Here is a 16,450-nt window from a genome sequence, read left to right as displayed (position 1 = left end):
CAAACCCTGACTCCGGAGTTCGTTTTGAAGATCGTGCGCCTTGCTGGCTGTGTTTTCGCGGCGTTGGCTACGTTGTCCATCGTCACCGCAGGCCCAGCGGTCGCCGCTCCCGTCACCCTCGGTGGTGGGTCCGGGATCGTCATCAACGGGGAGTCGTACTGCACGCTGACTGCCATCGGAACCGACAACCGCGGTGATCTGGTGGGGTTCACCTCGGCGCACTGCGGCGGACCCGGAGCGCAGGTCGCAGCTGAAGGCGCGGAGAACGCAGGCCCGGTGGGCGTGATGGTGGCAGGAAACGACGCTCTTGACTACGCCGTCATCCGTTTCGATCGCAGCAAGGTGATCCCGACCAACAACGTCAACGGATTCGTCATCGACGGACTGGGGCCCGACCCCGCGTTCGGTCAGGTGGTCTGCAAGCTCGGCCGCACCACCGGCACATCCTGCGGCGTGACGTGGGGCCCCGGTGAAGACCCCGGCACCGTTTTGAACCAGGTGTGCGGCGCCCCGGGTGACTCGGGTGCGCCGGTGACCGCGAACAACAAACTGGTCGGGATGATCCACGGGGCGTTCAGCAATGACCTACCCAGCTGTGTCATCAAGTTCATCCCGCTGCACACGCCCGCGGTCACCATGTCGTTTCCCACGCAGCTGGCCGACATCACGGCGAAAGCCCGACCGGGGTCGGGCTTTCGGCCGGTGTGACAACTGCGGTGGCGCGGCCGCTCTCCCCGGCTCCTTCGTCGCCTCGGCGACCGCGCTGGTCACTTGCTGGCGCGGATGGCCTCGAAGACGCTGGGGTCCACCAAGGTCGAGGTGTCACCGAGTTCGCGGCCCTCGGCGACGTCGCGCAGCAGGCGTCGCATGATCTTGCCGCTGCGGGTCTTCGGGAGTTCCGGAACCACATGGATCTCACGGGGTTTGGCGATCGGGGAGATCTCGCGGGCCACTTCGGCGCGCAACTCGTCGATCATGGTGGTCTCGCCGCCGTGTGCCGATGACTTCAGGATGACGAATGCGCAGATCGCCTGTCCGGTGTGCTCGTCGGTGGCTCCGACGACGGCGGCCTCGGCGACACCGGAGTGCCCGACGAGCGCTGATTCCACCTCGGCGGTGGAGATGCGGTGTCCGGAGACGTTCATGACGTCATCGATGCGTCCCAGCACCCAGATCTCGCCGTCGCTGCCGTAGCGGGCGCCGTCGCCGGCGAAGTACCAGCCCTGCTCGGCGAATCGGGACCAGTAGGTGTCCTTGAACCGTTCCTCGTCGCCCCAGATGCCGCGCAGCATCGACGGCCACGGCTTGTCCAACACCAGGTAGCCGGAGACCTGCTCGCCGTGGTCGGTGCCGGGGGCGAGTTCGTTGCCGTCGTCATCGACGATCTTGGCCGACACACCGGGCAGCGCCCGCATCGCCGAACCGGGTTTGGTGTGGGTGACCCCGGGCAGCGGGGAAATCATGATGGCGCCGGTCTCGGTCTGCCACCAGGTGTCCACGATCGGGGTCTTGTCCGCGCCGAACGCCATCCGGTACCAGCGCCACGCTTCGGGGTTGATGGGCTCACCGACCGAGCCGAGCAGCCGCAGCGACGACAGGTCGTGATCGGCGGGGATCTGGCGGCCCCATTTCATGAACGTCCGCACCAGCGTGGGGGCGGTGTAATAAATGGTGACACCGTATTTTTCGATGATCTGGAAGTGCCGGTGTTCATCGGGGGAAGCCGGGGTGCCTTCGTAGACCACCTGGGTGACGCCGTTGGACAGCGGACCGTACACGATGTAGGTGTGCCCGGTGACCCAGCCGATGTCGGCGGTGCACCAGTACACGTCGGTCTCGGGTTTGATGTCGAAGACGTTGAAATGGGTGTAGGACGCCTGGGTCAGGTAACCACCCGAGGTGTGCATGATGCCCTTGGGCTTGCCGGTGGTGCCGGAGGTGTAGAGCAGGAACAGCGGGTGTTCGGAGTCGAAGGCCGCCGGAGTGTGCTCGGTCGAGGCCTTGGGTACCACCTCGTCCCACCACAGGTCGCGACCCTCGGTCCACTCGACGTCGATGCCGGTGCGCCGTACCACCAGGACATGCTCGACCGGGCTGTCGTCGCCCAAGCCTGCGATGGCTTCGTCGACGCCGGCCTTCAGCGACACGGCTTGACCGCGGCGGTACTGGCCATCGGTGGTGATCACCAGTTTCGCCGAGGCGTCCTCGATGCGGGCTTTGAGCGCGCTGGCCGAGAAGCCGGCGAACACCACCGAGTGCATGACACCCAGGCGCGCACACGCCAGCATCGCGACGATGGCCTCAGGCACCATCGGCATGTAGATGGCCACCCGGTCACCGGAGACCAAGCCCAGATCGGTCAGCGTGTTCGCCGCCTGGCTGACTTCGTCTTTGAGTTCGGCGTAGGTGATCGAGCGGTGGTGTTCGACGGGCTCGCCCACCCAGTGGATGGCCACCCGGTCGCCGTTGCCGGCTTCGACGTGGCGGTCGACGCAGTTGTAGGAGACGTTGAGTTTGCCGTCGGCGAACCACTTAGCGAACGGACGCTGCGACCAGTCCAGTACCTCGGTGAACGGGGTGTCCCAGGACAGCCGGTTGGCCTGAGTCGCCCAGAACGCCAGGCGGTCCGCTTCGGCCTCGTCGTACAGCGCCGCGGTGGCGTTCGCCTGCTCGGCGAACTCCGCGGCAGGCGGATACGCTGACAGAACTTCGGTGTGCGTCTCGGTCATGGTTGTGAGGGTAGTCACCCAAGGTTGCAAGAGCGTTGGCACCTCACATCGCGCACCACGGGCGGTGGGTGCTGTGCGCCGAACGGTAGGGTTCCCGGGCGTGAGTGGTGACCCGCTGGCCCCCCTGGTGGATCTCCCGGGCGTGGCCGATGCCGCCGAACAGGCGCGAGACGCACTCGGCCGGGCACATCGGCACCGGGCGAATCTGCGCGGCTGGCCTGTCACCGCTGCCGAGGCGGCGCTGCGGGCGGCCCGGGCATCTTCGGTTCTGGACGGGGGCACTCCGCAACTCGACGAGCACACCGCCTCGGATCCGGTCTTCGCCGGTTCGCTGCGGGTGGCCCAAGCCCTCGAGGGCGGTGAGACGGCCTTGATCGGCGTGTGGCGCAGAGCTCCGTTGCAGGCCCTGGCCCGACTGCACATGCTGGCCGCCGCCGATGTGGTGCCGGAGAGCGAGCTGGCTCGACCGCGTGCCGATCCCGAAGTGGCCGCGCGGCTGGACTTGGTATCCCAACTTGTCACCGGCCGCTCCAAGGTGCCTGCGCCCATCCTGGCGGCTGTCGCGCACGGCGAACTGCTCACGCTGGTCGCCTTCGGCAGCGCCGACGGTGTGGTGGCACGTGGGGTATCGCGATTGGTGACGATCGCCAGCGGCTTGGACCCGCACGGTCTCGGGGTTCCCGAGGTGTACTGGATGCGGCGCGCCGCGGAGTACCGAGCGGCGGCGCAAGGTTTTGCCACAGGCACCGAAAAGGGGTTGACCGAGTGGTTGCTACTGCACTGCCGGGCGCTGCAAGCCGGTGCGCGAGAAGCGGTTTCGATCGCGGAGCAGAAGAAGTAGCCCGTACAGCATGAAGCGGGCGGCGCTCCGAGCACTGGAGGTCCAGTTTCGGTTCGCCGCCCGCTAGCACGGATCTCCGGTTACCAAGCGTCCATAGGTGGGCTGCGTGGGTTGGCCTCGGCGACTTTGCGCTGCGCTAGTGAAGCTGACCTCAACCCAAGAGGTCTTGGTTCATCCGCTTTTCGCAATTACGCAGGCCCGCAACACTTCTGCCTCTATCGCGGCTGTGGCTTCGCGTGGGTACCGGGACCCGTGCTGGGTAGCCTGGTGCGGGAGATCGAGCCTTCTCTTCCGAATCGACCTTGGCCTCACCGGGCTTCCGTGCCTTCCTTTGTACTACGTGACCGCGGTCACATCAAGTGTCAACTTCGGATCGTTATCCCGGTGTGTCAGAGAGCGAATCGGCGTAGCAGCGAATATGTCAGCGCGCCTGCGGCCAAAGCGCTCAATCCCACGGCGGCGGTGGTGGCCACGGCCGCGCTGGACGGTGCGGGAATCCGGTCGCGCAGCGAGACCGGCTTGCTGAAGGTCAGCACCGGCCACTCGCGTGCGGTGGCCTCCTTGCGCAGGCTGCGGTCGGGGTTGACCACTGTCGGGTGGCCCACGGATTCCAGCATCGGGAGGTCGGTGATCGAGTCCGAGTACGCGTAGCAGTGCTCGAGGGGATATCCCTCTCGGTTCGCGAGTTCCTGAATGGCCTGCGCTTTGCCCTCGCCGTAGCAGTAGAACGCGACCTCGCCGGTGTAGCGACCGTCCTCGACCACCATGCGGGTGGCCATTGCGTGAGTTGCTCCGAGGGCACGGGCGATCGGGGCCACGATTTCCTCGCCGGAGGCCGACACCACCACCACGTCGCGGCCGCACAGCTTGTGGTCGGCGATCAGATCCGCCGCTTCGGCAAACACCAGCGGATCGACGATCTCGTGCAGTGTCTCCCCGACGATCGACTTCACCTGTTCCACGTCCCACCCCGTGCACATGGCGGTGACATAGGACCGCATGCGATCCATCTGCTCGTGATCGGCGCCCGACATCAGGAACAGGAATTGTGCATAACTCGATTTCAGCACCGCTCGCCTATTGAGCAGGCCCTGATCGAAGAACGGTTTGCTGAAAGCGAGTGTGCTCGATTTTGCGATGATGGTCTTATCGAGATCGAAGAACGCGGCGGTACGGGTGTGGCGCATGTTCGTTTCACCCGTTTGCGGTGTGGTTAGCTGAGCTGCGCCCGGATCGGAGACGGTCACGCACCCAGAATAGGGGTGGACGCGACACGAACCGAGGTCGTGTCCAAAATGGCAGTTCAAGCCACCTGTCGTTCACTGCAATTCTGCAGTGAACCCCGGCTGGCGTGTTGTCGACAGAGACTTGCGCCAGTGTGCTGGGTCGTGTGTATAGTGAGTATTACTCGGCTTATGCCGGGTGTGCATCAGCCCGACCCCCCGGGGCTGATACACGACGACCCTCGCCTCCTCCCCCCCTGGCGAGGGTCGTCTTTTGTTTAGGGCAAGGTTTCGCCAGCTGCAACCAATAGAAGCCATTGGTTGCAGCCCTGCTTTCGCTGAGAACGAAATTGCCGGCTTGTCCACAAACGCGAATCCATCCACAAAACGAAACCTTTGACTGGCCCCCACCCGCGGTGGGCCGCCACGGTGAAGCGGTGACCGAGACCGCTGGATTACTCACCCTCATCGCTGAATCCGCACTGCGCGACGACGTCGACCGAGCGGCCGCCGCTGCCGGCGTTCGGGCCGCCCACCTCGATTCATCGACCCCGCCGACGCGCAAGGTGTGGTCGGCCGCCGCGGCGGTGGCACTGGATGTCGAGGCCGCGCGACGCTGCGCCGATGCCGGATTACCGCGGCGTCCCGCGTTGTTCGTGTGCAGTCTGGGCGAATTCGACGCAATCACCATGCAAACGGCGATTTCGGTTGGTGCACAGAACGTCCTGACGTTGCCCGATCAGGCCGACACCCTGGTGCGCGGTATTGCCGATGCACGAGTGCCCACTGCCCGCCTTGGCGGTCGCGGTACCACGGTGGCCGTGATCGGCGGCCGTGGCGGCGCAGGTGCATCAGTGTTCGCAGCAGCTCTGGCTCTCCACGTCAGCGAGCCGCTACTGATGGATCTCGACCCGTGCGGCGGCGGAATCGATCTACTACTGGGCGCCGAGAACACGCCCGGTCTGCGTTGGCCGGATCTGGCCGTCCAGAGCGGGCGGCTGTCGTGGGAGGCCGTCCGTTCTGCGCTACCGCGCCACGGCGAGGTCACCGTGCTGTCCGCCGCGCGGCACAGCCATGAGATGCCTGCCGGCGCCGTCACTGCGGTGCTCGAGGCCAGTCGTCGCCACGGCATCACCGCCGTCTGCGACCTTCCTCGCCTGCTCACCGACCCGGTGACGGTGGCGATCGACGACGCCGACCTCGTGGTGGTCGTGACCACCTGCGACGTCCGAGGGTGCGCGGCCACGGTGGCGATGGCTCCGGTGGTGTCGGCGGTCAACCCCAACGTGGGGCTGGTGGTACGCGGCCCGGCGCCAGGCGGACTGCGGGCCGCCGAGATCGCCGAGCTCACCGGGTTGCCGCTGCTGGCCGCCATGCGACCCGAGCCGTTGGTCACCGAAAGGCTCGAACACGGCGGGCTACGAGTCCGTGCGCGTTCACCGTTGGCCGCGGCGGCGCGCCGGGTCGCGACAGTCCTGGCCGACCACACCGTGGAGAAGGCCGCATGACCGAGTCGCTGATCGACCGTGTGCGTGAGCGACTGGCCGCCGACGTTCGGCAAGGGTCACTGCAAGCCGACACGGTCGCGCGCGCCATCCGTGCCGAATCGGCGGGGCTGCTCGGTGACACCGAAGTGCTGTCGAGCCTGCGCGCAGTGCAGACGGAGCTCACCGGGGCAGGAGCTCTGGAGCCACTGCTGTGCGCGCCGGGCACCACCGATGTCCTGGTGACCGCCCCGTCGCAGGTGTGGGTTGACGACGGAAACGGTTTGCGGTGCAGTCCAGTTCAGTTCGCTGACGAACCCGCCGTCCGGCGTCTGGCGCAGCGGCTGGCGCTGGCCTGCGGACGGCGGCTCGACGACGCCTCACCCTGGGTGGATGGGCTGCTTCGAGAGGTCGGGCCGCGGCGGCTGACTGTGCGCGTGCACGCGATCCTGGCACCTGTGGCGGCTGCAGGCACGTGCATCTCGCTACGGGTGCTCAGACCCGCGACTCAGGATCTGTCGGCCTTGCGTGACGCAGGAGCGATGACCCCGGATGCGGCCGCACTGCTGAGCGACGTCGTGAGCGCGAGACTGGCCTTTCTGGTTTCCGGCGGTACGGGCGCCGGAAAGACCACCCTTCTCTCGGCACTGCTGGGCGCCGTGTCACCCGATGAGCGCATCGTCTGCGTCGAGGACGCCGCTGAACTGGCGCCGCCGCATCCGCACGTGGTGACCTTGGTGGCCCGCACGGCGAACATCGAGGGAGCAGGCGAGATCACCGTGCGGCAGCTGGTGCGTCAGGCACTGCGGATGCGTCCCGACCGCATCGTCGTCGGTGAGGTGCGGGGTGCCGAGGTGGTCGATCTGCTCTCGGCGTTGAACACCGGCCATGACGGCGGCGCGGGCACCGTGCACGCCAACCGGCCGGCGGAGGTGCCGGCACGCCTGGAGGCCCTCGGCGCTCTCGGCGGTCTGGACCGCGTGACGCTGCACAGCCAGCTCGCGGCCGCAGTCCGCGTGTTGTTGCACGTGTCGCGCAGAGCCGACGGTGTTCGGCATCTCAGCGAGATCGCGGTGCTGCGCCGTGACGAGACAGCCGCCACCTGCCGTGTCCTCACGGCGTGGCAGACCGACCGTGGTCGCGGCGAGGGATGGGCCGACTTGCGCAGACAACTCGACGGCGTGGGGTCATGACAGCCGCCGCCTTGCTGCTCGCCGCCGCACTGCTGGTGCGGCCACAAGGCAGGGGAAGGCCCTCCCGCCGCGCACCCGCACTGCGGGGTCCCGTCACGGCAGCCGCGGCACTGACTGCGGTGATCGTCGTGATGTGGCTGCCGTTGCCGGTTGTGGTCGCCACGGTCTTGGTGACGGTGACCGGTTGCCTGCGCTACCGCATCAGAGTGGCACGTCGCCGCATCCACGAGGAGGGCAGGACCCTCACCGGTGCACTCGAATTGCTCACTGCTGAACTGCGAGCCGGAGCGCACCCTGTTCGGGCCTTCGACATTTCTGCCTCCGAGACAGGCGGGTCGGTGGGTGCCGGCCTGCGGGCCGTCGCCGCGCGGGCGCGGTTGGGAGCCGACGTCGCCGCCGGTCTGCGCGCCGCCGCCGAGTGGTCCGGCATTCCCAGGCAATGGGAACGGTTGGCCGGCTGTTGGCAGTTGGCCGCCGAACAAGGGCTGCCTATCGGAATGCTGATGCGCGCCGCCCAACTCGACATCGCCGAGCGGCACCGCTTCGCCGCACAGGTGGACGCCGGAATGGCCGGAGCCAGGGCCACCGCCGTCATTCTCACCGCCCTGCCCGCACTCGGGGTGGTGCTCGGTGAACTGCTGGGCGCCGCGCCCGCGGCCTTCCTGTCACGCGGTATCGGAGGCTGGGTGCTGGTGATCGGAATCGGCTTCCTGTGCGCGGGCGTGTTGTGGTCCGGCCGCATCACCGATCGGCTGCCCGTATGAGCACCTCCGCACTGTTACTCGCCGCGGCGCTGACACTCGGGTCCGGGCCGCTGGCCGCCCGCCTGCGGGCGGGATACCCGCGGACTCTGCGCAGCGGGCGGTCCGCTGCTGCGGCGGCCGATCCGCTTGCCGGGGCCTCGGCGCTCGACGTGCTGGCGGTGTGTCTGCGGGCGGGAATGGCTGTCCCCGCCGCCGCGCGGTCCAGCGCCCGCCATGCACCCCCGCCGCTGGCCGAGATGCTGGACCGGGCAGCTGATCTGCTCGCACTCGGTGCCGACCCTGATACTGCTTGGGCAGCAACGGAATCGGATTCACGTGATCCGCACGGGCAGGCGCTACTGCGGCTGGCTCGCCGCTCGGCCGCGTCGGGTACCGCCCTGGCCAACGGCGTGGCCGAACTCGCCGACCAGATACGCTCCGACGCCACCCACGCGGCGGCCGCCTCGGCCGAACGCGCTTCGGTGCTGATCGCCGGTCCGCTGGGCCTGTGTTTCCTGCCCGCATTCGTGTGTCTGGGCATCATCCCCACCGTCGCGGGACTGGCCGGTGACGTATTCGGGGCAGGTTTGTGGTGAACCGAACAACAGAATGGAGATCCCTTGATGAACACCATGATTCAGCGAATCCGGCTGCGGTTGGCGATGCTGGCGGTCGACGACACCGGCATGTCCACCGTCGAGTACGCCATCGGCACCATCGCCGCTGCGGCCTTCGGAGCCATCCTCTACTCCGTGGTCACCGGCGACTCGATCGTCGGCGCGCTGACCGGGGTGATCGGTCGCGCGCTCAACACCAGTGTCTGACCGATGACCGGGGTATCGCCACCGTCGAGGCCGCACTCGCCGTCGCCAGCTTGGTGGCGGTGCTGGTGGTGTGCGTCGGCGCACTCGCCGCGGTGGCGGCACAAATCCGGTGCATCGACGCGGCCAGAGAAGCCGCACGCCTTGCCGCGCGGGCGGATCCGTCGGCCACCAGGGTGGCGCAACGGGTCGCCCCGTCGGGTGCGGGCATCAACATCCGGCGCGACGGTGAATACGTCATCGCCACAGTCACCGTTCGGGCCACCGGGTTGCCGGGACTCACTCTGTCCGCCGAGGCGGTGGCCGTCTCCGAATCGGCGACAGCCGAACCTGGCGGATGAGCAGGGCTCGGCGAGCATCGTCGCCGCCATGATGACCGCCGTGCTGATCGCGGTCACCGTCGGCGTCGCGTGTCTCGGAGCGGCGGTGGTGGCACGCCACCGGGCGCAGGCGGCAGCGGACCTGGCCTCGTTGGCTGCCGCGCTGTGGTTGGTCGAGGGACGAACACATTCGTGTGCGGCCGCCGAGGCGGTGGCCGACGCCATGCGGGCGCGCACTGTGGCTTGTGCGGTGGAGGGCACCGATGTGACTGTGGCAGTGACGGTTCCGGTGCGGCTGGGCCGGTGGGGGACCGGGCAGGCGGAGGCCAGCGCGCGGGCGGGGCCCACGTAACGTTCAACTCCGCGCCGCAACGGGCGCTCGCAGTTGGGATCATCGAGGCGAAGGTGCCCGGGCGGGCCAGCCGACAACTTCGCCAGTTGATGGTCCGCGCCCGGGTTGGGCATGTCCGTAGCGAACGTTCGGTTTCGCAGCTCCACTTGCGTAGCTGAATCGTTGCAACTCTGCGGTGACCACTGTCAACGTCAGCCATCGGATTTGCGCTGAGGTTGTCCTGGAGGTAATTTCCTGGATGCGTCCGACTTGTCGGGATGGGAAACAGATCGTGCTGTCCGGCCGTCCGATCGCACCTTGGCCACGGTGGAGTGGCGCCCAGATGAGGGCGGCCGTCGAGGGGTCGGTCGTTTCTTCCGGGTGCGCCCGCCAAGTCGGGAGTCGGGCAGTTACGTCGGTCGTGCCAATTCGTTCAGCAGCGAGCGAAGCACGACCACTGCCCCGGCCTTGTCCAACGGGTCGTTTCCGTTGCCGCACTTCGGAGACTGGACACATGACGGGCAGCCCCGTGGGCACTCGCATGCCTCGATCGCCGCGGCGGTGGCGCTCAACCACTGCTGGATCTGCTGATAGCCACGTTCGGCGAAACCGGCGCCGCCGGGGTATCCGTCGTAGACGAAGACAGTGGGAAGCCCGGTCGGGCCGATCGCCGTCGATACCCCGCCGATGTCACCGCGGTCGCAGCTGGCCACCAGGGGCAGCAGGCCGATCGCTGCGTGTTCGGCCGCGTGTAGGGCGCCGGGGATGCGGTGCAGCTCGATTCCATTGCGTTCCAGCAGCTCCGGAGTCAGGGTGTACATGACGGCCACGGTCTGCAAGGTCGCTGTCGGCATGTCCAGCTCGACTGAATCGATCACCTCGCCGGCCATGGTCCTGCGCAGATAACCCACCACGGTGTTGGTCACCGCCACCGGAACCAACCCCAGGGTGACGTCGTTGAACTCGATCTGTTCGCCGTGGGCCGTGGGCCTGATGTCGGTGACCTCGCGGGCGTGGGTGGTGTAGCCGGGTTCTTCGGCGTGGACGAAGGCGATTGCGGATTCGAAGTCGAGGTCGTCGACGACGTAGGTCTCGCCCTGGTGCAGATACACCGCACCCGGGTGCACGGTAGCCGGCGCCTGCCCGGCACCGGTGCTGCCGAGCATCCGGCCGGTGCCGGATTCCAGGATCGCGATCTGCCCGCCGATAGATCCCCGGATGTCCACGGCAGGATGGGGATCCACACCCGGCGCAGGGTAATAGTGCCCGGCGCGGCGGCGCAGCAGGCCGTCGTCGACCAACTCGTCCACCACCTTCTCCGCCGCCCACATCCGCACCTCGGCATCGGTCAGCGGCAGTTCGACCGCGGCGCAGAGCAACTGGGGGCCGAGGACGTAAGGGTTTCTCGGATCGATGACCACCCGCTCGATCGGCCTGTCCAACAGCGCAGCCGGATGGTGCACCAGGTACGTGTCGAGGGGGTCGTCGCGGGCGATCAGCACGATCAGAGCACCCTGGCCGCGTCGACCTGAGCGTCCCGCCTGCTGCCAGAACGAGGTGACAGTGCCAGGAAAGCCGGCCAACACCACGGCATCCAGTCCGGAGATGTCCACACCGAGCTCGAGAGCGTTGGTGGTCGCCACCCCGCGCAACCGGCCCTCGGACAGCGCCGACTCGAGCTCGCGGCGGTCTTCGGCGAGGTACCCGGCCCGGTAGGACGCCACCTTGTCGGCCAGGTCGGGAGCGGTGTCCTGCAGTCGCGCCTTGGCGCCGAGCGCGGTGAGTTCGGCGCCGCGGCGCGACCGCACGAAGGTCAGGGTGCGCGCACCCTCGGTCATCAGGTCGGCCATCACCCGTGATGCCTCCGCGCCAGCGGACCGTCGGACCGGGGCGCCGTTCTCGCCGGTGATGTCGGTGCGCAGTGCCGGCTCCCACAGCGCGACTGTCCGGGCGCCGTGCGGTGAGCCGTCGGCGGTGACTTCGGTGACGGTCTCACCGATCAATTCTGCTGCCGTCTCCCCGGGTGCGGCGGTGGTGGCGCTGGCGAAGATCACAGTCGGTGATCCGGCATAGCGCTGCGACAGTCGCAGCAGCCTGCGCAGCACCATCGCCACGTTGGAACCGAAAATACCTCGGTAGTAGTGGCATTCGTCGACGACGATGTAGCGCAGTCCACGCAGGAACACCGCCCACCTGGCATGGTTGCGCAGCAGCGACAGATGGATCATGTCCGGATTGGAGAACAGCCAGCGCGACCGCTCCCTGGCGAATCGGCGCACCTCAGGTGCGCTGTCACCGTCGTAGGCGGTGGGAGCCACATCGGTCAGGTGGTCAAGCGCGGACGTCAGCTCGTGGGCGGTGCGAAGCTGGTCGCGGCCCAGCGCCTTGGTGGGGGACAGATACAGCGCCCTGGCCCGGCGGTCGGTGGCCAGCGTCTGCAGGATCGGGAGTTGGTAGGCCAGGGATTTACCTGACGCGGTGCCGGTGCTGAGCACCACGTGGCGCCCGGAATGCGCCAGATCGGCGGCTTCGATCTGGTGCGTCCACGGTGCACTGATGCCGCGATCGGTGAACAGCGCGACGATCTCGGGGTCTGCCCAGGTGGGCCACTGTCCGGTGCGGCCGTGCCGGGCGGGGAGTTCGGCGACGTGGCGGATGGGATTCTCGGCCGGATCGGTGCCCGAAATCGCTGCAGAAAGCAGTTCGCTGCCGAAATTCGCCGTCACATCCAGAATTGTTCACCAGTCTGTAGCAACGAGACTGTCGCGTACGCCACGAACGTGCTTGGATAAGGGTGGTCGCAGCTTCTGTGTGGTGTCAAAGCTTTCGCAGGATCGACGTTGCGGTCGCGGTTCCTGCGAAGGATGTGCGGTCGGAACGGGCCCGGTGTGCCGTATCTCGGCGCACCGCACCCGGTAGTTACAAGTTAAGGAAAGATCGAAAGATGCCACAGGGAACTGTGAAGTGGTTCAACGCGGAGAAGGGCTTCGGCTTCATCGCACCCGAGGACGGCTCCGCTGATGTGTTCGTCCACTACACGGAAATTCAGGGTTCGGGCTTCCGCACCCTGGAAGAGAACCAGCGAGTCGAGTTCGAGGTCGGCCAGAGCCCCAAGGGCCCCCAGGCCACTGGCGTCCGCGCCGTCTGAGTCAGTCCTACTGACGACACACCCCCGCACGGATGATCCGGCGGGGGTGTTCCCTTTCCGCGCTGCCCTAGTGTCAGTGGCGTGGCACAGCTGTCCTTTTTCTCTGCGGAGTCGGTGCCTCCTGCCGTCTCCGACCTGACTGGGCTGCTGGCTGCAAGCGGACAGGTGGTGCTGCTCGATGCCGGAGCACGGCTGTCGGTGGTGGTCGACGCGACGTGGCGCGCTGCTGCGCTGGCCGAGATGATCACCGAGGCGGGCCTGCGCGCGGAGATCAGCCGCACCGACGAGAACACCCCGTTGGTGCGTACTGCGGCCGACCCCCGGTTGGTCAGTATTGCTCGCGAGTGGACCCGTGGTGCCGTCAAGACGGTGCCCGCGTACTGGTTGCCCGGTGCCAGGGAGCTGCGCGCGTGGACGCTGGCGGCTGGCTACCCGGAGTCCGACCGTTATCTCCTGGGACTGGACCCGCACGCACCTGACACCCATTCGCCGTTGGCGTCGGCGCTCATGCGGGTCGGGATTGCACCGACGCTGATCGGGACACGCGGAGCCCATCCGGCGTTGCGGATCAGTGGCCGCAGACGCCTGTTACGCCTGGTAGAGAACGTGGGGGAACCCCCGGGGGACGTCGAGGCGTTCACCCACTGGCCACGTACATAGGAGTAGTGACGTAGAAATAGAAACGGATTACCGGTTTGCGTCAACAGGCGCGCAATGCCAAATTGGCAGTTGCCCGCGGGGTTGGGGGCCTGTAGGTGCGAACAAGAGCAGGAGTGGAGCGTAGGCGCTGGTGGCTGGCGAGGGCCGTAAGAACGGCGGCAGAAGCGGTGGGGTTCGACGGCTCGTCATAGTCGAGTCGCCCACCAAGGCGCGCAAAATCGCCGGATATCTGGGTTCCGATTACATCGTCGAATCCTCCCGCGGACACATCCGAGACCTGCCCCGTGCGGCAGCTGATGTCCCCGCCAAGTACAAATCCGAGCCGTGGGCTCGCCTCGGGGTCAACGTCGACGCTGATTTCGAACCGCTCTACATCGTCAGCCCCGAGAAGAAGAGCACGGTCACCGAGCTCAAAGGGCTGCTGAAGGACGTCGACGAACTGTATCTGGCGACAGACGGTGACCGCGAGGGTGAGGCAATCGCCTGGCATCTGCTGGAGACACTGAAACCGCGCATTCCGGTCAAGCGGATGGTGTTCCACGAGATCACCGAACCAGCCATCCGGGCCGCCGCCGAATCGCCCCGCGATCTGGACAACGACCTGGTTGACGCGCAGGAGACCCGACGCATCCTGGACCGGCTGTACGGCTATGAAGTGTCCCCGGTGCTCTGGAAGAAGGTGGCACCGAAGCTGTCCGCCGGCCGCGTGCAGTCGGTGGCCACCCGGATCATCGTGCAGCGCGAACGTGAGCGCATGGCGTTCCGCAGCGCCGAGTACTGGGACATCGCCGCCGAGCTCGACGCCAGTGTCTCCGATCCTTCCGCCCAGCCACCGGTGTTCAACGCCCGGCTGGTCACTGTCGACGGTCTGCGCGTGGCCAGTGGCCGCGACTTCGACTCCCTGGGCGCGGTGCGCAAGCCGGACGAGGTCACGGTGCTCACCCAGGCCACCGCGGGTGCCCTGGTCCAGGGTCTGCAGGGCACGACACTGGCGGTGTCCTCGGTGGAGGAGAAGCCCTACACCCGCAAGCCGTACCCGCCGTTCATGACCTCGACGCTGCAGCAGGAGGCCGGCCGCAAACTGCGGTTCTCCTCCGAGCGCACCATGAGCATCGCGCAGCGGCTCTACGAAAACGGCTACATCACCTATATGCGTACCGACTCGACCACGCTGTCGCAGTCGGCCATCAACGCCGCCCGGACCCAAGCCGCTCAGCTCTACGGCGAGCAGTATGTGCACCCGTCGCCGCGGCAGTACACCCGCAAGGTGAAGAACGCCCAGGAGGCTCACGAGGCCATCCGCCCGGCCGGCGACACCTTCGCCACCCCCGACGCGGTGCGCCGCGAGCTGGAGAACGACGAGTTCCGCCTCTACGAGCTGATCTGGCAACGCACCGTCGCCTCTCAGATGGCCGACGCCCGCGGCACCACGCTGAGTCTGCGGATCTCCGGTGCGGCCAGCACGGGGCAGCAGGTCACCTTCGCGGCCAGCGGTCGCACGCTGACGTTCGCCGGCTTCCTGAAGGCCTACGTGGAGAGCTTGGACGAGCAGGCCGGCGGTGAGGCCGACGACGCCGAACGCAGGCTGCCCAACCTGACCCAGGGGCAGCGGGTGCAGGCCAACCAGCTGACCCCCGACGGACACTCCACCAACCCGCCGGCCCGCTACACCGAAGCGTCTCTGATCAAGGCTCTGGAAGAGCTGGGCATCGGGCGTCCGTCGACGTACTCCTCGATCATCAAGACCATCCAGGACCGCGGCTACGTGCACAAGAAGGGCAGTGCCCTGGTGCCCAGTTGGGTGGCGTTCGCGGTGATCGGGCTGCTGGAACACCACTTCGGGCGCCTGGTGGACTACGACTTCACGGCTGCCATGGAAGACGAGTTGGACGCCATCGCCTCGGGTAACGAGCAGCGCACCAACTGGCTGTCCAACTTCTACTTCGGCGGCGAGCACGGTGTGGACGGCTCGATCGCCCGCGCCGGCGGTCTCAAGAAGCTGGTGGGCGGCAACCTCGAAGACATCGATGCACGAGTTGTCAACTCCATCAAGCTCTTCGACGATGCCGAAGGTCGCGCCATCAATGTCAGGGTGGGCCGCAACGGGCCATACCTCGAGCGCATGATCGACGATCCGGACAATCCGGGCGAACTGAAACCGCAGCGCGCCAACCTCAATGACGAGCTGACCCCGGACGAGCTGACGCTGGAACTGGCCGAAAAGCTGTTCAGCACACCGCAGGAGGGTCGTTCGCTGGGTATCGACCCGGAAAGTGGCCACGAGATCGTGGCCAAGGACGGTCGCTACGGCCCGTATGTCACCGAGGTGCTGCCCCCGCCGCCGGACGAACCCGAAGACGGCGTCGGCGCCAAGAAGGGCAAAAAACCCACGGGGCCGAAGCCGCGCACCGGATCACTGTTACGCACCATGGATCTCGAGACGGTGACGTTGGAGGACGCGCTGAAGCTGCTGTCGCTGCCGCGTGTTGTCGGCGTCGACCCGGCCAACGGCGAGGAGATCACCGCGCAGAACGGCCGGTACGGTCCATACCTCAAGCGCGGCACCGACTCTCGGTCGCTGGCCACCGAGGATCAGATGTTCACCATCACCCTCGACGAGGCGCTGAAGATCTACGCCGAGCCGAAACGTCGTGGGCGCCAAGCGGCTACCGCACCGCCGTTGCGGGAGCTGGGCAACGATGCGGCCTCCGGCAAGCCGATGGTGATCAAGGACGGCCGTTTCGGACCCTACGTCACCGACGGCGAGACCAACGCCAGCCTCCGCAAGGGTGACGACGTGCTGTCGATCACCGACGAGCGGGCCTCGGAACTGTTGGCCGATCGCAGATCGCGCGGTCCGGTCAAGAAGAAGGCCGCTGCGAAGAAGACGCCGGCCAAGAAGGCTGCGGCCAAGAAGGCGCCCGCGAAGAAAGCCGCCAAGAAGGCCTGACGCGTCG

Annotated in this window: 15 protein-coding genes; 12 read left to right on the top strand and 3 right to left on the bottom strand. The window is 67.2% G+C overall.

The genetic code is table 11. The features are described from left to right. Positions 1 to 63 precede the first annotated feature (63 nt). Positions 64 to 708 (top strand): S1 family peptidase, encoded by a 645-nt coding sequence (locus BVC93_RS09890; protein WP_083740937.1) that lies wholly within the window; start codon positions 64 to 66, stop codon positions 706 to 708. Between the two features lie 59 nt (positions 709 to 767). Here the strand turns inward: BVC93_RS09890 and acs are convergent, their stop codons facing one another. After that, the gene (gene acs, locus BVC93_RS09885) at positions 768 to 2,729 is read right to left on the bottom strand and encodes an acetate--CoA ligase (RefSeq protein ID WP_083737014.1); all 1,962 of its coding nucleotides are present in this window, start codon (positions 2,727 to 2,729) and stop codon (positions 768 to 770) included. A 100-nt stretch (positions 2,730 to 2,829) separates the two neighbouring features. Here acs and BVC93_RS33530 point away from each other — a divergent pair, with 100 nt between their 5' ends. Then, positions 2,830 to 3,570: an oxidoreductase gene (locus BVC93_RS33530; RefSeq protein ID WP_083737013.1), complete on the top strand. Its 741-nt coding sequence runs from the start codon at positions 2,830 to 2,832 to the stop codon at positions 3,568 to 3,570. Between the two features lie 389 nt (positions 3,571 to 3,959). On the opposite strand, the gene BVC93_RS09870 is transcribed toward BVC93_RS33530, so the two are convergent. Next, a complete protein-coding gene (locus BVC93_RS09870) occupies positions 3,960 to 4,817 on the bottom strand; it encodes an HAD-IB family hydrolase (RefSeq protein ID WP_083737012.1) in 858 nt (285 codons plus the stop codon). A 413-nt stretch (positions 4,818 to 5,230) separates the two neighbouring features. Between BVC93_RS09870 and ssd the strand changes: the two genes are divergently transcribed. The 7 genes from ssd to BVC93_RS33910 are packed head-to-tail and all read left to right on the top strand — an operon-like array spanning position 5,231 to position 9,706. Then, entirely contained in the window at positions 5,231 to 6,301 is a 1,071-nt protein-coding gene (gene ssd, locus BVC93_RS09865) for a septum site-determining protein Ssd (protein WP_083740936.1), read from the top strand. Further along, entirely contained in the window at positions 6,298 to 7,470 is a 1,173-nt protein-coding gene (locus BVC93_RS09860; protein WP_083737011.1) for a TadA family conjugal transfer-associated ATPase, read from the top strand. Before ssd ends, BVC93_RS09860 begins: the two co-directional genes overlap by 4 nt. Continuing rightward, on the top strand, positions 7,467 to 8,234 hold the full coding sequence (locus BVC93_RS09855) for a type II secretion system F family protein (protein WP_083737010.1): 768 nt from the start codon (positions 7,467 to 7,469) through the stop codon (positions 8,232 to 8,234). The genes BVC93_RS09860 and BVC93_RS09855 overlap by 4 nt, the downstream gene beginning before the upstream one ends. Continuing rightward, positions 8,231 to 8,809 carry a type II secretion system F family protein gene (locus BVC93_RS09850; protein ID WP_083737009.1) on the top strand — a complete coding sequence of 193 codons (579 nt, stop codon included), beginning with the start codon at positions 8,231 to 8,233 and terminating at the stop codon, positions 8,807 to 8,809. Before BVC93_RS09855 ends, BVC93_RS09850 begins: the two co-directional genes overlap by 4 nt. 27 nt (positions 8,810 to 8,836) lie before the next feature. Further along, positions 8,837 to 9,037, top strand: coding sequence for a DUF4244 domain-containing protein (locus BVC93_RS09845; protein WP_083737008.1), 201 nt, complete (start codon positions 8,837 to 8,839; stop codon positions 9,035 to 9,037). A gap of 50 nt (positions 9,038 to 9,087) precedes the next feature. Further along, positions 9,088 to 9,375 carry a TadE family type IV pilus minor pilin gene (locus BVC93_RS33915; protein ID WP_442929037.1) on the top strand — a complete coding sequence of 96 codons (288 nt, stop codon included), beginning with the start codon at positions 9,088 to 9,090 and terminating at the stop codon, positions 9,373 to 9,375. 28 nt (positions 9,376 to 9,403) lie between these two features. Further along, on the top strand, positions 9,404 to 9,706 hold the full coding sequence (locus BVC93_RS33910; RefSeq protein WP_236950310.1) for an Rv3654c family TadE-like protein: 303 nt from the start codon (positions 9,404 to 9,406) through the stop codon (positions 9,704 to 9,706). Between the two features lie 389 nt (positions 9,707 to 10,095). Here BVC93_RS33910 and BVC93_RS09835 read toward each other — a convergent pair whose 3' ends face one another. After that, positions 10,096 to 12,411 carry a DEAD/DEAH box helicase gene (locus BVC93_RS09835; protein WP_236950309.1) on the bottom strand — a complete coding sequence of 772 codons (2,316 nt, stop codon included), beginning with the start codon at positions 12,409 to 12,411 and terminating at the stop codon, positions 10,096 to 10,098. Between the two features lie 218 nt (positions 12,412 to 12,629). On the opposite strand from BVC93_RS09835, the gene BVC93_RS09830 reads away from it, so the two are divergent. The 3 genes from BVC93_RS09830 to topA all read left to right on the top strand — a co-directional run bounded on the left by BVC93_RS09830 (position 12,630) and on the right by topA (position 16,443). Further along, positions 12,630 to 12,833 (top strand): cold-shock protein, encoded by a 204-nt coding sequence (locus tag BVC93_RS09830; RefSeq protein WP_005138711.1) that lies wholly within the window; start codon positions 12,630 to 12,632, stop codon positions 12,831 to 12,833. Between the two features lie 81 nt (positions 12,834 to 12,914). Continuing rightward, the gene (locus BVC93_RS09825) at positions 12,915 to 13,493 is read left to right on the top strand and encodes a hypothetical protein (protein ID WP_083737005.1); all 579 of its coding nucleotides are present in this window, start codon (positions 12,915 to 12,917) and stop codon (positions 13,491 to 13,493) included. 130 nt (positions 13,494 to 13,623) lie between these two features. Next, positions 13,624 to 16,443, top strand: a complete 2,820-nt coding sequence (gene topA / locus BVC93_RS09820; RefSeq protein ID WP_083737004.1) for a type I DNA topoisomerase — start codon at positions 13,624 to 13,626, stop codon at positions 16,441 to 16,443. Positions 16,444 to 16,450 lie beyond the last annotated feature (7 nt).

It is taken from the genome of Mycobacterium sp. MS1601 (assembly GCF_001984215.1).
Lineage (GTDB): Bacteria > Actinomycetota > Actinomycetes > Mycobacteriales > Mycobacteriaceae > Mycobacterium.
This window is presented reverse-complemented; position numbering and strand designations above follow the sequence as displayed.